The sequence below is a fragment of the Pseudoalteromonas sp. N1230-9 genome (assembly GCF_032716425.1).
GTDB lineage: Bacteria > Pseudomonadota > Gammaproteobacteria > Enterobacterales > Alteromonadaceae > Pseudoalteromonas.
Window position 1 is genome coordinate 3,447,074 of sequence record NZ_CP090419.1, and the last position, 17,510, is coordinate 3,464,583.

Sequence of the window (17,510 nt, forward strand, 5' to 3'; positions counted from 1 at the left end):
CACCTTCTTGTTAATCAACCCAATTAAATGTCCATCGTTTTTTCTAGGTCTAATAATGCGACCATTTTTTCACCCACATTCACCAAACCTGCCACAAATTGCGCATGCTCCGAATCTGATAAGTGGGGCACTGCTTTTGCTTCATGCTCAGCAATGCTATAGACATCCGAGACGGCATCGACAACGATACCCATAATTTTACTTGTGCTTTCTAATTTCACCTTAAGAACAATCACCACCGTAAGCGGCCCATACTCAATAGCAGGAATCGCAAAGCGACGCCGCAAATCAATAATAGGCACTATGGTGCCTCGCAGATTTATTACCCCTTTAACAAAATCTGGCGCATTTGGAATGACGGTTATCTCTTCCCAGCTGCGAATTTCTTGAACTGTTAAAATATCAACGCCATATTCTTCATCTGCCATAATGAACGTTAGAAACTGTTTCACATCCTGATCTTGTTCTAAAGTTAATTTGTTATGTAGGTCGTCTTGCGGTGTAATCATGACGCCTCCAAACTAGCTTTAGACTCGATGATAAGCTCTTGGCTTCCCGGTTTTTTCAGGCCTGATAATTTAATCAATCCACTAATATCAACAATCAACGAAACCCGACCGTCACCTAATATTGTTGCGCCAGACACACCATCTACTTTTTGATAATTGGCTTCTAAGCTTTTGATAACCACTTGTTGCTGAGACAGTAAGTCATCCACCAATAGACCCACTTTTTGGTTGTCGCTTTCAACAACAACTAACAAGGTCTTATCAAGCGTCTCTATCGCACCTTGGTGATTAAAAATAGTGTATAAACGTAAGATAGGAATATATTCATCACGCAGGCGCAATACGTCTAAATCCTTGCCTACCCGACTTACTTTACTGATATCTATTTGGAGAGATTCAATTATCGAAATGAGTGGAATGATGTAAGTATGCTCAGCAATACGTACTAACTGGCCATCAAGAATCGCTAATGTCAGTGGTAAACGAATAGTAAAAGTTGAGCCTACACCGGGGGCTGAAGATACTTCGACTGACCCGCTCAGTGCTTCAATATTTCTTCTCACCACATCCATGCCGACGCCTCGTCCGGATAGATCGCTCACTTGATCTGCGGTCGAAAAACCAGGTAAGAAAATGAGTTCGTTAATTTCATTATCACTAAGATCATCAGACTCGGAAATTAAGCCATTTTTTATCGCTTTCTCACGGATTTTCGTGGTATTTAAACCCTGCCCATCATCCATGATCTCAATAACGATGTTCCCGCCTTGATGAAAAGCATTCAACGTAACGGTACCTACCGGATCTTTACCTGCTGCGACTCGTTTTTCAACTGTCTCTAGACCATGATCAAGTGAGTTTCTGACTAGATGCACCATAGGATCAGAGATTTTCTCCATCACAGTTTTATCCAGCTCGGTTTGTTCACCTAAAAGCTTTAGCTCAACTTGCTTGTCGAGTTTTTGAGAAATATCACGCACCAAACGTGGAAAACGGCTAAAAACGAAGCTAATCGGCAACATTCTTATACGCATCACATTTTCTTGTAAATCCCGAGTGTTGTGAGCGAGTTGAGCAAGCCCTTCTTGTAAAGAGGCAATGGTTGCTTCAGTTATCTCTTGCTCACCCAACTGGCTAAGCATGGCTTGTGTAATAACGAGCTCACCGACCATGTTAATTAGCGAGTCCACCTTATCGATTCCAACACGAATCGAAGTAGACTCTGTATTGGCCGCGGCTGATTTAACAGGAGCTGATTTCTTCACTTCCGCCGTTGGCTTAGCCGCAGTTTCTGCCTCTTTGATCTCTGTATCTGTGGCTGCTTGTGCTACTTTTGTTTCTTCTAGTTCATCACCAAATAATCCACCGCATAGCGTAATGGTGATGTCAGCATCATCTTCGACCCATTCAAAAATCTCTTCGATGCAGCTTTGCTCTTTATCTGTGGTTAAAAAGAAGCGCCAAGATAAAAAACACTCTTCAGGTGCAAAGTCAGTGATATCTGGCACATCATCTTGAAATGCCTGAGTTTCAAGATCACCTAGCTCAGCGAGCTCGCTGATCATATAAAGCGGTTCGTTACCTGTTTTAAATAAATGGTGGTGAGGCTTAAAATCTATCTGAAAGGTATTGCGACTACTTTCTGTGACGGGCTCTTCGCTATCTGTATCACTTGCCGCGGCTTTTGTTGCTGCACGCATACCTAAAATTTCTTCAAATTTTATACGTAGTTCATCAGCTTCCGCTAAATCGGGCTGTTGCTCAGCCTGCAGTGAACGTAATAATGCCCGCAAACAATCAACTGACTTTAAAAGTAGGTTTACATGCTCAGCAGTTAAGTCTCGTGAGCCTTCACGAATTTGGTCTAAAAGGGTTTCTAGAACGTGGGTAAAATCAGCTACCGATGTAAATCCAAATGTTCCGCTACCTCCTTTGATAGAATGTGCAGCGCGAAAAATAGTATTGATTGTTTCTAAGTCTTCTTCGCCTGGAACTAGGTTTAATAACTCAGCTTCCATTGCATCGAGTCCTTCAAAGCTTTCTTCGAAGAACACTTCAAAAAATTGGCTTAGATCTATACTCATGCCCCGCTCCTATTGTTAGCGAATCACTTTTTTTAATACCGCTAACAATTGCTCTGGGTTAAAAGGCTTCACTATCCAGCCTGTTGCGCCAGCAGCTTTACCCTCAGATTTCTTATCTAGACCCGATTCTGTGGTCAGCATAAGTAAGGGAGTAAATTTGTAGTTTGGTAGAGTGCGTAACTCTCTTATCAGTGTAATACCATCCATTACCGGCATGTTGACATCAGAGATAACCGCATCAAAGCCCTGCTGTTTTGCGATACTCAATGCTTCGCTGCCATCCTTTGCTTCGGTCACATCAAAGCCCGCTTTTTTAAGGGTAAAACCAACCATTTGTCGCATTGATGCTGAGTCATCGACTGCTAAAATTTTTTTCATAAAAACCTCTTAATTGGCATTTTCAAGCACAAGGTAATGACTTAATCCCAAACTATTAATTGCCTGTTGCAATGGCTCGCTTTGTCCAATCCAAATAATTTTATGCTGAACCGAAAGCAAATGTTTTTGCAATGCACACAGTAGCTGTACTGACGCAGTATCGGCTCTCGTTACTTCACTGATATCAAGACATATATCATCATTTGACGATAATTCTTGTAGTAAATCTTGGTGTAGTGACTCAACATGAGTAATTGCGAGTTCAGTAGGAAGCTTTATCATTAACGCGCTCTTACACAGCTTTTAATAATTCATAACAAAAGCTTAGACTGAGTTAATAAAATTGCCATTTTTTAAATTAAAAAATAGTAAATTTTTTTAGTAGGTTAGAGGAAAAATAAAAAAAGAGAGCATCTGCTCTCTTTTAAAATACTTAACTTCTCTATACAAGTTATAGAGCATAATAGTCAGCAATTTCCTTAAACTCTTGCGTTAATGTTTTGGCATTAATCAAAGGCACGCTACCTTGCTTAAATTCAGGTTTAAAAATCGCTCGCACAGCCCCTGCCTGATCAACCATCACCACCGAAGCACTATGGTCGACAGCATACTCTTGCTCATCGCTATCATTAATCGCATAAATTAAGCCAAGCTCCCGCACAAAAGGAAATAGCTGTTTATGCGACCCTGATACAGCTAAAAAATCAGTATTGAAATAATCAATATAAGCTTTGCGTTTAGCCGTTGTATCTCGCTTTGGATCGACAGCAACAAACCACACCTGTACGTCATAATTGTTGCTCAATTGCTTTTGTACACTTGTAAGTTTTGCCAATGTCATAGGGCAAATATCAGGACAGCTGGTGTAACCTAAAAACAGTAAATTCCAATGCCCCTTTAATTGACTATTATCAGCAGGATTTCCATGTTGGTCAGTTAATAAAAAAGGGCTTATTAGCTTTGCCTTCTCATACACAAGCGCAGAAACATCAGGGGCAGACTTCTCACTACCGCAACCGATGATAATAAGGCTAAGGCATACCATTAGCGCAGCTAAAAAATGCTTCATACAAGAAACCACTTATCAATAAATAGGGCGATAAAGAGTAGCATTAAATGTACGATTGAAAAACGAAATAAGTCCATTGCCGTACCCTCTTTAGGCGCAAGCTTAAGTTTTAGTGCTTTATAGATAAAAACCGCATTTAAGGCACTTGCAGCAAATAAATAAATAATCCCCGACATGCCTATTAGGTAAGGCAATACACATACTAAGGCCAGTAAAATTGAGTATGCCACTACACATGTTTTGCAAAACTCAATGCCGTGAGTGACAGGTAACATAGGGATTTTTGCCCGCTCATAATCACTTTTACGCGCAATAGCCAGCGCCCAGAAGTGTGGCGGTGTCCAAGTAAAAATAATCATCACTAATAACCAGGGCGCAGCTGCCATGTGCCCTGTTTCTGATACCCACCCTAATAAAGGTGGCATCGCACCAGCAAGTCCACCGATGACAATATTTTGTGGGGTTGCTCGTTTTAAAAAAGAAGTATAGATAAAAGCATAGCCAACCAAAGCAAACAGCGTAAGCACAGCAGTTAGCGTATTCGCCCAGATCATCAACATAATAAACCCAAGTACGCCAATGGTGGCGGCAAAACTAAGAGCGTGCAGCTTACTTAAGCGGCCTTTTGCCACAGGACGATGTCGTGTGCGTGCCATTTTGCTATCAATTTCGCTATCAACGACATGATTTATTACTGCCGCAGCTGCAGATAATAAACCTATGCCTAGTAGACTTGCTAATTGAACAAATACATCTCTTCCCATATCAGGTGCAAGTGCTAATCCTACCCAAGCCGTGAGTACTAACATCGCAACAACTTTAAATTTACTTATTGCTAGATAGTCCTTCAGTAATTCAGTGATCTGCGCTGTTACTGATTTTTCAGTTGTTAAAATAAGTGCCATCCCAGCCCCCTAAGTTCTTGCTTTTAGATGAAAACAAAGTCTAACCATGCTCAAAAGCAACAATGCCGCCATTAAGTTATGAGCAAGTGCGACGCCTAATGGAAAATGCCAATGCACGACGGCAAGACCCAAGCAAATCTGGCATAACAAGGCCACCAGTACTGTTACAGTGCAGTGCTTGATCTTTCGAGAATAGGACTTCGAAAAGATTCGCCACATAATCAACGCAAGCACCACGCACGTTACCAGTGCCCATATGCGATGTAGTAAATGTATAGACATGCGTGCCTGTTGAGATAACACGCCATACTCATAGGTACTGTGCTCGAGCGGCAGCTGAAACACACTTGAGAATGAAAACGGCTGTCCGTAACTACATAGTGGTAAACCATTACAGTGCGGAGCTGCATAATTAGCCGCAAGCCAACCGCCTAAAGCTATCTGTAATACCAACACCACTAACCCTATCAGCGCTAATCTGTAATAAGGCCTCGCCCCTGCATCACCGCCAGTAATAGGCTTAGAAGTCAGCCGCAAATATAGTAAAAACACTAAAGATAAGATGCTAAACCCACCCAATAAATGCCCCATAACAACCAAAGGTTGCAGATTCATGGTCACTGTCCACATTCCTAGAGCCGCTTGAAAAACCACCAGCAATAAAAGTGCTAGCGGTAGTTTCACTGGGGTAGTGGGGTATTGACGTTTTAGCCAAGCAAATACAAACAACGCCAATATAAATAGGCCTAATGCTCCTGCAAAATAGCGATGAATCATTTCTTTCCATGCTTTTGCTGCTTCAAACATCATATCTGGATAATTCTGCTCAACATGCAAAAGTGCAGTTTCATGCTTTGGCACAGTTAAAAACCCGTAACATCCAGGCCAATCAGGGCAACCAAGCCCTGCATCACTTAACCGCGTATATGCCCCAAGCCCCACCACTAAAACAGATAGAAAACACGTAAATAAGACTAAATATTTATAATTTTTATACATTATTGCCCCTTACCGAGTATTAACTTGAACGTGCGTAGTTGAGTAGTTTTTTTAAATCTTTCAGTAAGCCTTTTTGAATTAACCGATTCTCTTCAGGTTCGTTTTTATAGGGGTAATGCAAAACAACCAGTCCCATATGATCGACTAAATATAAATCCCCCGCTTGAAGATCTGCGTTTTCTTCTAAATGGCGCCAATTCGCTGCTGTTTTTTGCTGCCGACTTAACACAGCAACATCCACTTTTTGCTGATTTTTTCCTAGAGCAACGTATAAGTTTTCAAGACTCGCAAGCTGCTTTTCACACCTTGATTGGCAATCATCTGGATAGTTAAGTGCAATTGTCCATTGCTTAGGATCACCTTGCTGCCAATCAGCGAGTTTTACTTCGGTCTTTAACAGCTCACCATGATTACTAGAGCCACTTGGCAACCACTCAAGCTTTAATGCTGCAAAGGCCAGAATAAGGGGCACAAAACAACACAGAGCAAACAAACTAAGTGGATTTATTTTCATGATGTCTCCTTCTCATCGCAAAATACGCAATAACAACACAGGCCAAGCCAATTAGTAGCCATTGCACTGCATAGGCGTAATGTTTATCAGGACCCATCACAACACTTTTGTAATGGGGGGTTGCTAAGCCGTCTGCTTCTTTACGATAACCAATAAAGGCGTGTAACGGCTGCTCTAGTTGACGGCTAAAAATGGCTAAATCGACTCCCTGAATACGTTTAGGCCAGCCTCTTTCTGCACCAATCTCATCCGCTAAAGTAAAGCCTTGAAGCTGGCCTTGTTTTATTTGAACTGTCGCTGTAATAAGCGCACTGCTAGGCCAAGCCACTGCTGGCAATTGATTGCGATCAGCGGGGGCTTTGAGCCAACCAAAATTAACAATTAAAGGGGCTACTTCTCCTTCGATGCTTACAGCTGCAAGTAAGTCATAACCTACTTGCCCTTGATATATTTGATTATCAAGTAGCCAGTAATGTTGTTTATTAACCGCCCCAGAGACTTTGACCTGTAAGCCCGTTTTGTTAACACCATCGGGTAAGCTTTGCAGTGCTTGCCAATCCATAACACCTTGTTGGCTTGATACAGCGAGCTGACTTAATTGCTGCTGTTTTTGTTCACCGCGTTGATACTGCCAAACACTTAAACGCAAACAAATCAGCACCGCAAACACCACAACGCAAATTGCGATAATTGAACTAAGCTTTTGTTTACGCCATAAAATTAACTGCATCAAGGAAACCTAAAATGATAAAAATCATCATTGTGTTGTTATTGTTATATATTGTGTTTAACCTTTTTCGAGCACTGTTTGTAATGATGTCAGCAAAACAGACCACACGACCTATGTCACACTATTTAGGACGCAGAGTACTTTTCTCTGTTGTTGTGTTGGTGATCATTATTGCCGCAATGAAATTGGGCTTTATTCACACCAACCCATCACCTCTTCGTCACGCTACAGCACATACACAAATACAAATAAACACAGCCAAACCACATCAACAAAATGCCAATACCAAGCTGCGGCCTGAAACGCAAAATGCTTTTCACTACTAAAATGACCTTTGAATATACGCAACAGTACGACAAACAGAATTACCGTCCCCAAGGTCACGTGCATACCGTGAAAACCAGTTAATAAAAAGAACGTGTTACCATATACACCCGCATCTAGGGTTAAACCGAGATCCTGATAAGCATGCATATATTCATATACTTGTAAGCCTAAAAAAACGACACCTAATAACACGGTTAGCGATAAAAATACTTTTAGCGCACCTCGCTTATTGTTTTCCATTGCCACATGAGCAAAGTGAATAGTGACCGAAGAGGTAAGTAAAATAAGGGTGTTAATTAATGGGAGCCCTTGCCAGCCCATAGCCTGTGTTGTCTCACCACTTGGTGTGGTTAAAAGAGGCCATACGGCTTCAAAGGTTGGCCAAAGTACTTCGTTGGTCATGGCATTGTTACCAGCCCCCCCCAACCAAGGTACAGAAATCATACGGGCATAAAAAAGTGCACCGAAAAACGCCATAAAAAACATTACTTCAGAGAATATAAACCAGCTCATGCCCTGCCTGAATGAACGGTCCATTTGTGCTGAGTAAAGCCCCTTATGCGACTCTTCAATAACGTTCCTAAACCAGCTGAAAACCATATAAATTAATATCGCAATGCCTAAATACAGTACATATTGACCACTGCTGCCTTCGCCACTGACTTGCATTACAGTTAAGCCAGCACCAACAGCAATTAAAAACATCGCAATTGCACCGACAATCGGCCACGGACTTTCAGCTGGTACATAATATTTTTCGTAATTCTGACTCATTTTGTTTGCTCCTAATTAGCAATTAGCTTGGCGGCTTCATCGTTTTTAGCCACAACCTGCCCGCTAATATCAAACACGGTATAGGACAATGTCAGTTCTTCAACATCATCCGGTAGCTCAGTATCGACATAAAATAATAAGGTAAACTCGATTTCTTCACCTGCTTTCATAGGCTGTTGATCGAAGCAAAAACAGGCTATTTTATGTAAGTATTTAGCTGCTTTTCCTGGTGATACCGAGGGGATTGCTTGCATTATTTTGTCTGTGCTGCTGGTATTCTTAGCACTAAACTTAACTTCACGCATAGCGCCTGGCTGCACAGCAACACTGTACTGCTGAGACTCAACTTTAAATGGTGCTCCGCTTTGTGCATGTGTTGTAAAGCTTACATCTACCGAGCGTTCAGTATTAACTGTGTCACTCACTACAGCCTTCTCAAGAGAAGGTTTGCCATTTAAGCCCGTAACATCACAAAACACGTCGTAAAGCGGCACCAATGCAAAGGCAAATGCAAACATACCAAGGCATGCTAGCAGGAGCTTTTTGAGCAAAGGTGCATGATTCATTACTTAATCTCCGGCGGTGTCTCAAAGGTGTGGTAAGGTGCGGGCGAATCAACTTCCCACTCTAGCCCCTCTGCACCGTCCCATACCTTAGCAGGTGCTTTTTCGCCGCCTCTGGCACATTTAAATACCACCAGCACAAACAGCAGCTGTGATAAACCAAACGCAAACCCACCAATACTAATAATGGCGTTAAAGTCTGCAAATTGCAGAGCATAATCAGGGATACGGCGCGGCATGCCAGCAAGGCCAACAAAATGCATTGGGAAAAACAGCACATTGACACTAATCAGTGATAACCAGAAATGCCATTTCGCCAAGGTTTCGTTATACATATTGCCAGTCCATTTTGGCAGCCAGTAATAGGCTCCCGCCATAATAGAAAATACAGCGCCTGTAACGAGTACATAGTGGAAGTGTGCGACCACAAAATAAGTATCATGATATTGGAAATCAGCAGGTGTGATCGCGAGCATCAAGCCAGAGAAACCTCCCAAGGTGAACAATACGATAAAAGCAATGGCAAACATCATGGGGATTTCAAAACTAATTGACCCTCGCCACATGGTAGCGACCCAATTAAACACTTTTACGCCTGTCGGTACCGAAATCAACATAGTAGCGTACATAAAGAACAACTCACCCGCAACTGGCATGCCTGTGGTGAACATGTGATGTGCCCATACGATAAAGCTAAGCAGCGCAATCGATGAAGTTGCATACACCATAGAGGCATAACCAAATAGCTTTTTACGTGAGAAAGTCGGCACGATAGTAGAGATAATACCGAACGCCGGCAAAATCATGATATACACCTCAGGGTGCCCAAAGAACCAAAAGATATGCTGGAACATCACAGGGTCGCCCCCCCCTGCGGCATCAAAAAAGCTGGTCGCAAAGTATTTATCAGTGAGCACCATGGTCACCGCACCGGCAAGCACAGGCATCACAGCAATCAATAAGAATGCGGTGATCAACCATGTCCAAACAAACAATGGCAGCTTCATCCATGTCATGCCAGGGGCTCTTAAGTTCACAATGGTCACGATAACGTTAATCGCCCCCATGATTGAACTAATGCCCATTATATGCACAGCGAAGACAAAGAGTGCGGTGTTATCGTTACTATAAGTAGTCGACAGTGGCGCATAAAAAGTCCAACCGAATGCAGGGCCACCACCAGGCATAAGCAATGAAGCTAACAGGATTAAAAAAGCGAAAGGTAGAATCCAGAAACTCCAGTTATTCATCCTTGGCAAAGCCATATCAGGTGCACCAATCATCATTGGCACCATCCAGTTGGCCAATCCAGTAAAGGCAGGCATAACTGCCCCAAATACCATGATCAAACCATGTACTGTCGTCATTTGATTAAAAAAGTGTGGATCAACAAGTTGCAGACCCGGCTGGAAAAGCTCTGCACGGATCACCATTGCCATCGCACCACCAATTAGAAACATGGTTAGTGAGAAAATGAGGTATAAACTACCAATATCTTTATGGTTTGTTGTATATAACCAACGCTTGAAACCCTTAGCAGGGTGATGGTCGTGATGCGCATGCTCAGTGGCTTGCTCATTAATAACGTTACTCATTAGTTCGCCTCCGCTGCTGCATCAATCGCTGCTTGAATTTGACTCGGCTGGATGACATCACCCGTATCATTGCCCCAAGCATTTCGTTTATACGTAATGACAGCTGCAAGCTGCTTAATTGAAAGCTGTTTATCGAATGCTTGCATTGCTGTACCAGGCTTGCCATGAAGCACAATATCAATGTGATCTTTAACATCACCTAGTACAATAGGGCTACCTTTAAGCGCAGGAAATACGCCTGGTAGCCCCATACCTGTTGGCTGATGACATGCTGCACAGCTAGCCATGTAGACTTGCTCACCTAGTGTCATTAACTCTTCTTTCGCAAGTGTTTGATCAAGTAATGCAGCATCCGCTGCTGCCGCATTCGCTTTTTCTTGTTTGGCATCAGCTAACCAAGTTGCAAACTCATCTTCAGGTAATGCTTGAACCACAACAGGCATAAAACCATGATCTTTACCACACAGTTCAGCACATTGGCCCCGATAAACACCAGGTTCGTTAATTCGTGTCCATGCTTCATTGATAAAGCCCGGATTTGCATCTTTTTTCACCGCAAAATCAGGAACCCACCAAGAGTGAATAACATCGTCAGAAGTCATCAAAAAGCGTACTTTTTTATTGATAGGAAGAACCAGCGGCTTATCGACTTCAAGTAAGTAATTTGCTGTCTTTTCAGCTTGGTTATCTATTTGATCTTTTGGTGTCGACAAAATCGAGTAATAGGCAATATCTTCACCCATATATTCGTAATGCCATTTCCATTGAGAGCCCGTGACCTTAATGGTGATATCCGCCTTAGAGGCATCTTCCATGGCGATTAAGGTTTTTGTGGCAGGCACAGCCATGGCAATTAAAATCACAAACGGAATGGCAGTCCAAAGAATTTCAACTTTTGTGCTTTCATGAAATTGGGCAGGCTTTGCCCCTTTTGATTTTCTATGATGTATTAAAGCCCAAAACATCACCGCAAAAACGATGACGCCGATTACACAACAGATAATAAATATCGTCATGTGTAACTCATAAACATTATTACTTATATCAGTTACCCCTTTACGCATATTAAATTGACTATTTGCCAATACTAACTGCGGTAGAGACACTAATATAAGCCACAAGGCATAACGCATTTTACCCATGTGACAGCTCCTTTAGATGCTATTGCAAGACGCAAAGCGAAAAGGCGTACAGCTAGGTGCCCATTCGTATTTTTATTGTTAAGAGCAAACACGTACCAACACGACAGAAATCTGATACAAGCTCATCGTTTAACACCACAGCACATTATTTTGTGTCTTTTTAGTAAAACGGTGTTAACACAATGTATTAACCAATTAGTTAAAAAATGAACAATAAGCAAGTTTTTAATCTAAGAAATGTTTATTTTGGTGCAAAAATAACAACTATAATCAGAGCGTTATTTGTAAAAAAAGGAGAAGAGCAAAAACTCAAAAAGAAAGGAAAACTGCGCTATACATGGACTCCCAGCAACGCTAATGGGTCACAAATCGATGCTAAATAGGTAAAAAGCGGCGTCGCACCAAATTAAATCAGTTTGACGCACCATTTTGGAAACATCTTACTCAGTACAATACATCAAAACAAAAAACGAGCGTGACTGAGAACACTAAAGTTACTTAAGTATATTAGCGTTACATCCAATCAGCATTACGAATAACGCCCACTGCCAATCCTTCAATATTGAAAGATTCGTGTTCGAGATCAACTTCAATCGGTGCAAACTCGTCATTTTCTGCATGTAGGAGGACTTTTCGACCTGCTTTTTCTAAGCGTTTTACAGTCACATCTTCATCAACACGCGCAACGACAACTTGACCATTTTCAGCCACTTGTGTTCTGTGTACTGCCAGTAAATCACCATCCATAATGCCTATATCTTTCATACTCATGCCATTAACACGTAGTAAAAAATCTGCAGCGGGCTTAAACAAAGATGGATCAACCTGACAATGACTCTCTACATGTTCCTGCGCTAAAATTGGCTCACCTGCGGCAACACGACCAATTAAAGGGAGTCCTAGTTGTTCTGGCTCATCTTCTTCAACTAACTGAATACCACGACTCGCACCAGGCTTCATTTTTATCATGCCTTTTTTAGCCAGCGCTTTAAGATGTTCTTCAGCAGCATTGGCACTTTTAAAACCAAGCGTTTGAGCTATTTCGGCACGAGTTGGCGGCATGCCCGTATCTTTAATAAATACTTTAATAAGTTCTAATATTTGCGATTGGCGTTTCGTTAATGGGCGCATACAACTGGTTTTCCATACAGTACATTTAACTGTGAGTATATACAGTTATCTGAAAATCGCAAATTTAAATTAGCCACCTCATTTTGCTACAAAACTAACATTGAACAGCACAGTTATATGCAATATGGTAGTAGCTTTAATTAGCTTGCTAAGGAAATACCATGAGCATTTGGCACCAGCCAATCACTTTAGAGCAATGCCAGCAATTTGCACAAGGCATTACAGGTGAAGGAACTTTAATGAAAACCATGGGCATTGAAATAACCGAAATTGGTGATGACTACCTAGTTGCCACCATGCCCGCTATACCAGCCCACCATAATCCAATGGGGATGGTACACGGAGGCGCAAATGTTGTGCTAGCTGAGACTGTGGCCAGTTATGCGGCAAATTTTGTTGTTGACTTCGAAAAGTTTTATTGTGTCGGCCAAGAGATAAATGCCAATCACCTCAAAGCATCACGCAAAGGCGTACTTACAGCAATTACACGCCCTATTCATCTAGGGAAAAGAACATCGGTTTGGGAAATTAAAATTAGTAATGCGGCAGGTGAACTGTGCTGCGTATCACGTATGACCGCAGCAGTGGTAGAACGAAGATAGCGAGCTTAGCTCTGAACTGGGTAAATGGTAATTTCGATCCCTGCGCCAATGGCTGAAATACGTAATAAGGTATCTGCGTGCAGGGCTTGATTAAAACATTTTGGCGAGTCACCTGACTCAAAACCAATATCAAATGTTCGTTTTGAACACGAAAGCCACTGTTTCAATGCATTGCGTGAACATGACTCAATTAATTCGCATAATTGATTAATTGCTTTATCTGGCGTGCTAATGTCGGCTGTTGCTTCAATACGAGCAAGTTGACGATATTCATCTTTGTCATAATGTAAGACCATGGCGTTTTTCTTTAAATCAGCCACCAGTGCACTTATATCGTGTTTTGATTCAAGCTCCAAGTCTACATTTAAAAATTGAATTTCCGACATACCTTCGTTTTACCCTCTATTAATAGCGATTGGAACTTTAACGCAGTTTTGTCTATATACCAAATCTAGAATACAGTTAATGCGACATTATGCCGCATTGGCAGCCTAATTTAAGCTTTTACAATAGCACCTATACAAAAATAACAAGTGGTTTTCTATGAATAAACGTATGTTCAAATATGCCCGCAAAGTGCATAAATGGTTAGGTTACTTGCTCGCCATACAAATCTTTTTTTGGCTGCTGGGTGGCTTGGTAATGAGCGCCATTCCACTTGAAAAAGTACATGGCAAACACTTAGCTAAACGCAGCCTCAGTAATCCATTTAAAGTACATGATTACATGGCATCAATTGATGCAATAACAGCTCAGTTTGAGCAAATTAGTGATATAAAATACAGCCACTTACTCACAAAACCCACTATTGAAATTGCCACTTTAAACGGTACATTTACCTTTGATGGTATAACGGGTGAAGTAATGGCTAGGCCAAGTGAATCTGAGATTATTGAAAATGCTAAAGCACACCTACTCATTAGTGCAAAGACCTCTCAAGTACAGCTTTTAGCAAAAGGACCCAGAGAAATTGCATACAAAGCGAATGTTTGGCAAGTCAGCTTTGATGACTGGCTGACAACTACCCTGTATTTAGATAGCGCTACAGGTAAGGTCATTACAGTACGCAGCACTATTTGGCGTATTTTCGACTTTTTCTGGATGTTGCATATTATGGATTACGACGAGCGCGAGGACTTTAATAACCCCTTACTTATAAGCTTTGCAGCCACCAGCGTACTGTTTTGTCTTTCTGGCATTTTATTATTACTACAAAACCTACGTATAAAACGCCGTAAGTCAATTTCAATTATCAGTAAATAATCCTACCAGCATCGGCACCACTGTTTTGGTGCCTTGCTTATAACTTGTCGAAGTTTGAATTGTCCGGACTGATTATCTCGATAACAATCAAACTCTTTTTCTTTTAGAGCTATCACTCTACAATAGCAAATCCTGTAGTTCACACATGTGATGGATATGCGTTTATTTTTCTCTTTACTATTTTGCCTTGGGGTTTGTTTTACTGCCTCTGCGGAGCAATTTTCTAGCTTTTCTAGTGCCAAAAAATATCTAATAAAGACCTTACCAAACGACACCAAGAGCCTATATTGTGATTGTGATATAAAACGTGAAGGTAAAAAGTTAGTGCCTGATCCAACGCGATGCGGCTACCTGCCGCGAAATGCTGTCACTCGTTCTGGTAAACAAAATATACGGGCACACCGTATTGAGTGGGAGCATATTGTACCTGCTTGGGAGTTTGGTCATCAACTGCAGTGCTGGCAAGAAGGTGGTAGAAAAAATTGCCGAAAAGTGAGTAAAAAATTTCGTCAAATGGAAGCTGACATAAATAACTTAGCACCAGCCATCGGTGAAATTAATGCTGATCGCTCTAACTATCGTTTTGGTATGGTAGCCAATAACATCAAACAGTACGGAGCATGTCCTGTTAAGGTTGACTTTAAACAGCGTGTTGTTGAACCGCCAGTTTATGCTCGAAAGCGCATTGCAGATACTTACTTCTATATGCAAAAAACCTATGGACTCGCTATTTCAAACAAACAACAGAAGCTCTTTGAAGCATGGCAAAAACTTGAACCTGCAGACTGACATGATGCGCTGAAAATTTATACACTTATTTACACTATTTAGATCGCCCTTTATTGTCATCGCGTATACTTACTGATACTTTTTCAACAACTGTTTACAGGAAAGTAATCTCATGTTTAAAAGTAACAAACTCGCGCAGGCGACTTTTTTTCTCTTTTCAAGCCTTTATTTAACGGCTTGCGGTGGGGGCAGTTCGTTAGACTCTGACACAGATACAGTAACTCCACCTCCCGCTAACTCTTCCACTGTTTGGACAGCCGGTACATTTGCGCCATCCAGCGAGTTTAAAGATCAATGCGCCGTCCCTCGCACAGGAAATGATCCATTCAATGAAAATCAGCCTTACCCCGACACTGCTGGTTCTGAGTTTACAGAAAAAATGTGGTTACGCTCATGGAGTGATGAAACATACCTTTGGTACGATGAAATCGAAGACAACAACCCTAATGACTTTAGCTCAGTTGCAGCCTACTACGCTCAACTGAAAACATTTCAAACGACAGACTCAGGCGCTAACAAAGACAACTTTCATTTTAGTCAGCCAACTGAAGATTTCTTCAAAGAGTCGCAATCTGGTGTTGTATCGGGCTACGGAATTAACTGGGCTTTTCTTAGTAACACACCACCTCGAATACTACGCATTGCCTATTTAGAGGATGGCTCACCTGCCGCCAATGCGGGTTTACAACGCGGTGATACGGTTTTATCGGCGGATAATATAAGTATTAACGACAACACCGAAGCTGGCATTGAAATTTTGAATGAAGTACTGTTCAACCCCACAGCTGGCAGCACCCATAACCTTAAACTACGAAGCAATGATGGTACTGAAAAATCAATCAATGTGGTAGCAGGTAATATAACCCAAACCCCTGTGCAAAATGTGAATACACTGATCACTGAAAATGGCACCAAAGTTGGTTATATGCAGTTTAATAGTCACATAAGCATCGCCCAGCCTGAGCTTATTAATGCTGTTAATAAGTTCAAAACCGATATGATCGATGAGCTTGTGATTGACTTTAGATACAACGGTGGTGGCGTATTGGCTCTTTCTGCACAACTTGCTTACATGGTTGCAGGCCCTGCCAATAGTAGAGGTTTTGACTATTATCAAACCATTAGAAACGACAAACAACCCAATGATACGCCCTTTCCATTTATTGACTTTGAAATTGATTATTCAACTTTTCAAGCGACTAACAACACACTCCCCGATTTAAACTTATCAAAAGTGTATGTGCTTAGCACTGAAGGAACTTGCTCGGCATCAGAAGCATTTATTAATGGGCTCAAAGGCATCAACGCAGAGGTTATTCTAATTGGTGATAAGACTTGTGGTAAACCGTACGGGTTTAATCCAACTCATAACTGTGCAACAACCTACTTTACTATTCAATTTTCAGGAGTGAATGAAAAGGGGTTCGGTGAATATTCAGATGGCTTAAAACCGACTCCTACTCCGCAGTTTGACGCCGACGTGCAAGGTTGTCTGGCTGCAGACGATTTTAACCATCAGTTGGGCGATAAAAACGAAGATTTATTATCTACAGCACTTTTCCATATCGCGAATAATCGCTGCCCTATTTCAACTCAAACAGCAAAAATCAAACAGCCCAACATCTCAGTCAATGCGTTAGCGGATACAGGCTTACCACTCGTTCCTAAACAACCGCTATATAAAGAGAATATGGACTTAACACGCCCCTTACCAACAAAAGGAAATAGCGATGAGTAAAAAATACCTCTTTATTTCATCATTGCTGATGAGTTTAACTGCGTGTCAAAGTACCCAAGCAAAACAACCGCTAGATGCGACGTTAACTCGCATCAACCCAGGCGTGATTACCGAGTTACAACAGGCCATTCAATCAGCTAAAGGGGGGGCTTTAGTGACCTTAGCTGATGATGTGTTCACCAAAAGTGCTGTGCTTTTAATTGATCATGGTACAGGTAAAGGACCTGATGGATTGCCAATAATGGGCGCTCATTCAATTCCTTCTGAGAAGTTTCTGTTGCAAAAAGCAGGCGAGCAATGCCTGCTTTACTACCCCAAAAAAGAGCGCCGTATTCCACTTCCTAATGTAGAGTGCGAAGTTAACTAACAATCAGGCGCAGCACAGGCTGCGCCCTTAT

At 41.6% G+C, this 17,510-nt stretch carries 22 protein-coding genes; 7 read left to right on the forward strand and 15 right to left on the reverse strand.

Features of this window, described 5'->3' with window-relative positions:
• Positions 1 to 23 precede the first annotated feature (23 nt).
• The 9 genes from LY624_RS16165 to LY624_RS16205 form a co-directional block, all read right to left on the reverse strand.
• Positions 24 to 509 carry a chemotaxis protein CheW gene (locus tag LY624_RS16165; protein WP_341803473.1) on the reverse strand — a complete coding sequence of 162 codons (486 nt, stop codon included), beginning with the start codon at positions 507 to 509 and terminating at the stop codon, positions 24 to 26.
• Complete coding sequence (locus LY624_RS16170) at positions 506 to 2,593, reverse strand: chemotaxis protein CheA (protein WP_341803474.1); 2,088 nt, start codon at positions 2,591 to 2,593, stop codon at positions 506 to 508. The genes LY624_RS16165 and LY624_RS16170 overlap by 4 nt, the downstream gene beginning before the upstream one ends.
• A gap of 15 nt (positions 2,594 to 2,608) precedes the next feature.
• Positions 2,609 to 2,971 carry a response regulator gene (locus LY624_RS16175; RefSeq protein WP_130149168.1) on the reverse strand — a complete coding sequence of 121 codons (363 nt, stop codon included), beginning with the start codon at positions 2,969 to 2,971 and terminating at the stop codon, positions 2,609 to 2,611.
• A gap of 9 nt (positions 2,972 to 2,980) precedes the next feature.
• Complete coding sequence (locus LY624_RS16180; protein ID WP_130149169.1) at positions 2,981 to 3,253, reverse strand: STAS domain-containing protein; 273 nt, start codon at positions 3,251 to 3,253, stop codon at positions 2,981 to 2,983.
• 169 nt (positions 3,254 to 3,422) lie between these two features.
• Entirely contained in the window at positions 3,423 to 4,040 is a 618-nt protein-coding gene (locus LY624_RS16185) for an SCO family protein (RefSeq protein ID WP_341803475.1), read from the reverse strand.
• Positions 4,037 to 4,945: a heme o synthase gene (gene cyoE, locus LY624_RS16190; protein ID WP_341803476.1), complete on the reverse strand. Its 909-nt coding sequence runs from the start codon at positions 4,943 to 4,945 to the stop codon at positions 4,037 to 4,039. Before cyoE ends, LY624_RS16185 begins: the two co-directional genes overlap by 4 nt.
• 9 nt (positions 4,946 to 4,954) lie before the next feature.
• A complete protein-coding gene (locus LY624_RS16195) occupies positions 4,955 to 5,944 on the reverse strand; it encodes a COX15/CtaA family protein (RefSeq protein WP_130149176.1) in 990 nt (329 codons plus the stop codon).
• Positions 5,945 to 5,963: 19 nt separating this feature from the next.
• The gene (locus LY624_RS16200) at positions 5,964 to 6,458 is read right to left on the reverse strand and encodes a transmembrane cytochrome oxidase associated protein (RefSeq protein ID WP_130149177.1); all 495 of its coding nucleotides are present in this window, start codon (positions 6,456 to 6,458) and stop codon (positions 5,964 to 5,966) included.
• Positions 6,439 to 7,188: an SURF1 family protein gene (locus LY624_RS16205; RefSeq protein WP_341803477.1), complete on the reverse strand. Its 750-nt coding sequence runs from the start codon at positions 7,186 to 7,188 to the stop codon at positions 6,439 to 6,441. Before LY624_RS16205 ends, LY624_RS16200 begins: the two co-directional genes overlap by 20 nt.
• Positions 7,189 to 7,202: 14 nt before the next feature.
• Between LY624_RS16205 and LY624_RS16210 the strand changes: the two genes are divergently transcribed.
• Positions 7,203 to 7,514, forward strand: a complete 312-nt coding sequence (locus LY624_RS16210) for a DUF2909 domain-containing protein (protein ID WP_341803478.1) — start codon at positions 7,203 to 7,205, stop codon at positions 7,512 to 7,514.
• On the opposite strand, the gene LY624_RS16215 is transcribed toward LY624_RS16210, so the two are convergent.
• From LY624_RS16215 to coxB, 4 genes are read right to left on the reverse strand one after another with little or no spacing between them, the layout of a single operon-like run.
• The gene (locus LY624_RS16215; protein WP_341803479.1) at positions 7,414 to 8,289 is read right to left on the reverse strand and encodes a cytochrome c oxidase subunit 3; all 876 of its coding nucleotides are present in this window, start codon (positions 8,287 to 8,289) and stop codon (positions 7,414 to 7,416) included. The genes LY624_RS16210 and LY624_RS16215 overlap by 101 nt on opposite strands.
• 11 nt (positions 8,290 to 8,300) lie before the next feature.
• Positions 8,301 to 8,855, reverse strand: coding sequence for a cytochrome c oxidase assembly protein (locus tag LY624_RS16220; RefSeq protein WP_237120344.1), 555 nt, complete (start codon positions 8,853 to 8,855; stop codon positions 8,301 to 8,303).
• Positions 8,855 to 10,447 carry a cytochrome c oxidase subunit I gene (ctaD, locus tag LY624_RS16225; RefSeq protein ID WP_130149182.1) on the reverse strand — a complete coding sequence of 531 codons (1,593 nt, stop codon included), beginning with the start codon at positions 10,445 to 10,447 and terminating at the stop codon, positions 8,855 to 8,857. The genes LY624_RS16220 and ctaD overlap by 1 nt, the downstream gene beginning before the upstream one ends.
• A complete protein-coding gene (coxB, locus tag LY624_RS16230; RefSeq protein WP_341803480.1) occupies positions 10,447 to 11,589 on the reverse strand; it encodes a cytochrome c oxidase subunit II in 1,143 nt (380 codons plus the stop codon). The genes ctaD and coxB overlap by 1 nt, the downstream gene beginning before the upstream one ends.
• Positions 11,590 to 11,795: 206 nt before the next feature.
• Between coxB and LY624_RS16235 the strand changes: the two genes are divergently transcribed.
• Complete coding sequence (locus LY624_RS16235) at positions 11,796 to 11,972, forward strand: hypothetical protein (RefSeq protein ID WP_341803481.1); 177 nt, start codon at positions 11,796 to 11,798, stop codon at positions 11,970 to 11,972.
• A 130-nt stretch (positions 11,973 to 12,102) separates the two neighbouring features.
• Here the strand turns inward: LY624_RS16235 and lexA are convergent, their stop codons facing one another.
• On the reverse strand, positions 12,103 to 12,720 hold the full coding sequence (gene lexA, locus LY624_RS16240) for a transcriptional repressor LexA (protein ID WP_062568348.1): 618 nt from the start codon (positions 12,718 to 12,720) through the stop codon (positions 12,103 to 12,105).
• A gap of 161 nt (positions 12,721 to 12,881) precedes the next feature.
• On the opposite strand from lexA, the gene LY624_RS16245 reads away from it, so the two are divergent.
• On the forward strand, positions 12,882 to 13,322 hold the full coding sequence (locus LY624_RS16245) for a PaaI family thioesterase (RefSeq protein ID WP_062568349.1): 441 nt from the start codon (positions 12,882 to 12,884) through the stop codon (positions 13,320 to 13,322).
• 5 nt (positions 13,323 to 13,327) lie between these two features.
• On the opposite strand, the gene LY624_RS16250 is transcribed toward LY624_RS16245, so the two are convergent.
• Positions 13,328 to 13,708: a hypothetical protein gene (locus LY624_RS16250; RefSeq protein ID WP_062568350.1), complete on the reverse strand. Its 381-nt coding sequence runs from the start codon at positions 13,706 to 13,708 to the stop codon at positions 13,328 to 13,330.
• A gap of 157 nt (positions 13,709 to 13,865) precedes the next feature.
• Between LY624_RS16250 and LY624_RS16255 the strand changes: the two genes are divergently transcribed.
• The 4 genes from LY624_RS16255 to LY624_RS16270 all read left to right on the forward strand — a co-directional run bounded on the left by LY624_RS16255 (position 13,866) and on the right by LY624_RS16270 (position 17,479).
• Positions 13,866 to 14,585, forward strand: coding sequence for a hypothetical protein (locus tag LY624_RS16255; protein ID WP_341803482.1), 720 nt, complete (start codon positions 13,866 to 13,868; stop codon positions 14,583 to 14,585).
• Between the two features lie 150 nt (positions 14,586 to 14,735).
• Positions 14,736 to 15,374, forward strand: a complete 639-nt coding sequence (locus LY624_RS16260; protein WP_062568352.1) for an endonuclease — start codon at positions 14,736 to 14,738, stop codon at positions 15,372 to 15,374.
• Positions 15,375 to 15,486: 112 nt separating this feature from the next.
• The gene (locus LY624_RS16265) at positions 15,487 to 17,112 is read left to right on the forward strand and encodes a S41 family peptidase (RefSeq protein WP_341803483.1); all 1,626 of its coding nucleotides are present in this window, start codon (positions 15,487 to 15,489) and stop codon (positions 17,110 to 17,112) included.
• The gene (locus LY624_RS16270; RefSeq protein WP_130149187.1) at positions 17,105 to 17,479 is read left to right on the forward strand and encodes a hypothetical protein; all 375 of its coding nucleotides are present in this window, start codon (positions 17,105 to 17,107) and stop codon (positions 17,477 to 17,479) included. Before LY624_RS16265 ends, LY624_RS16270 begins: the two co-directional genes overlap by 8 nt.
• Positions 17,480 to 17,510: the final 31 nt, after the last annotated feature.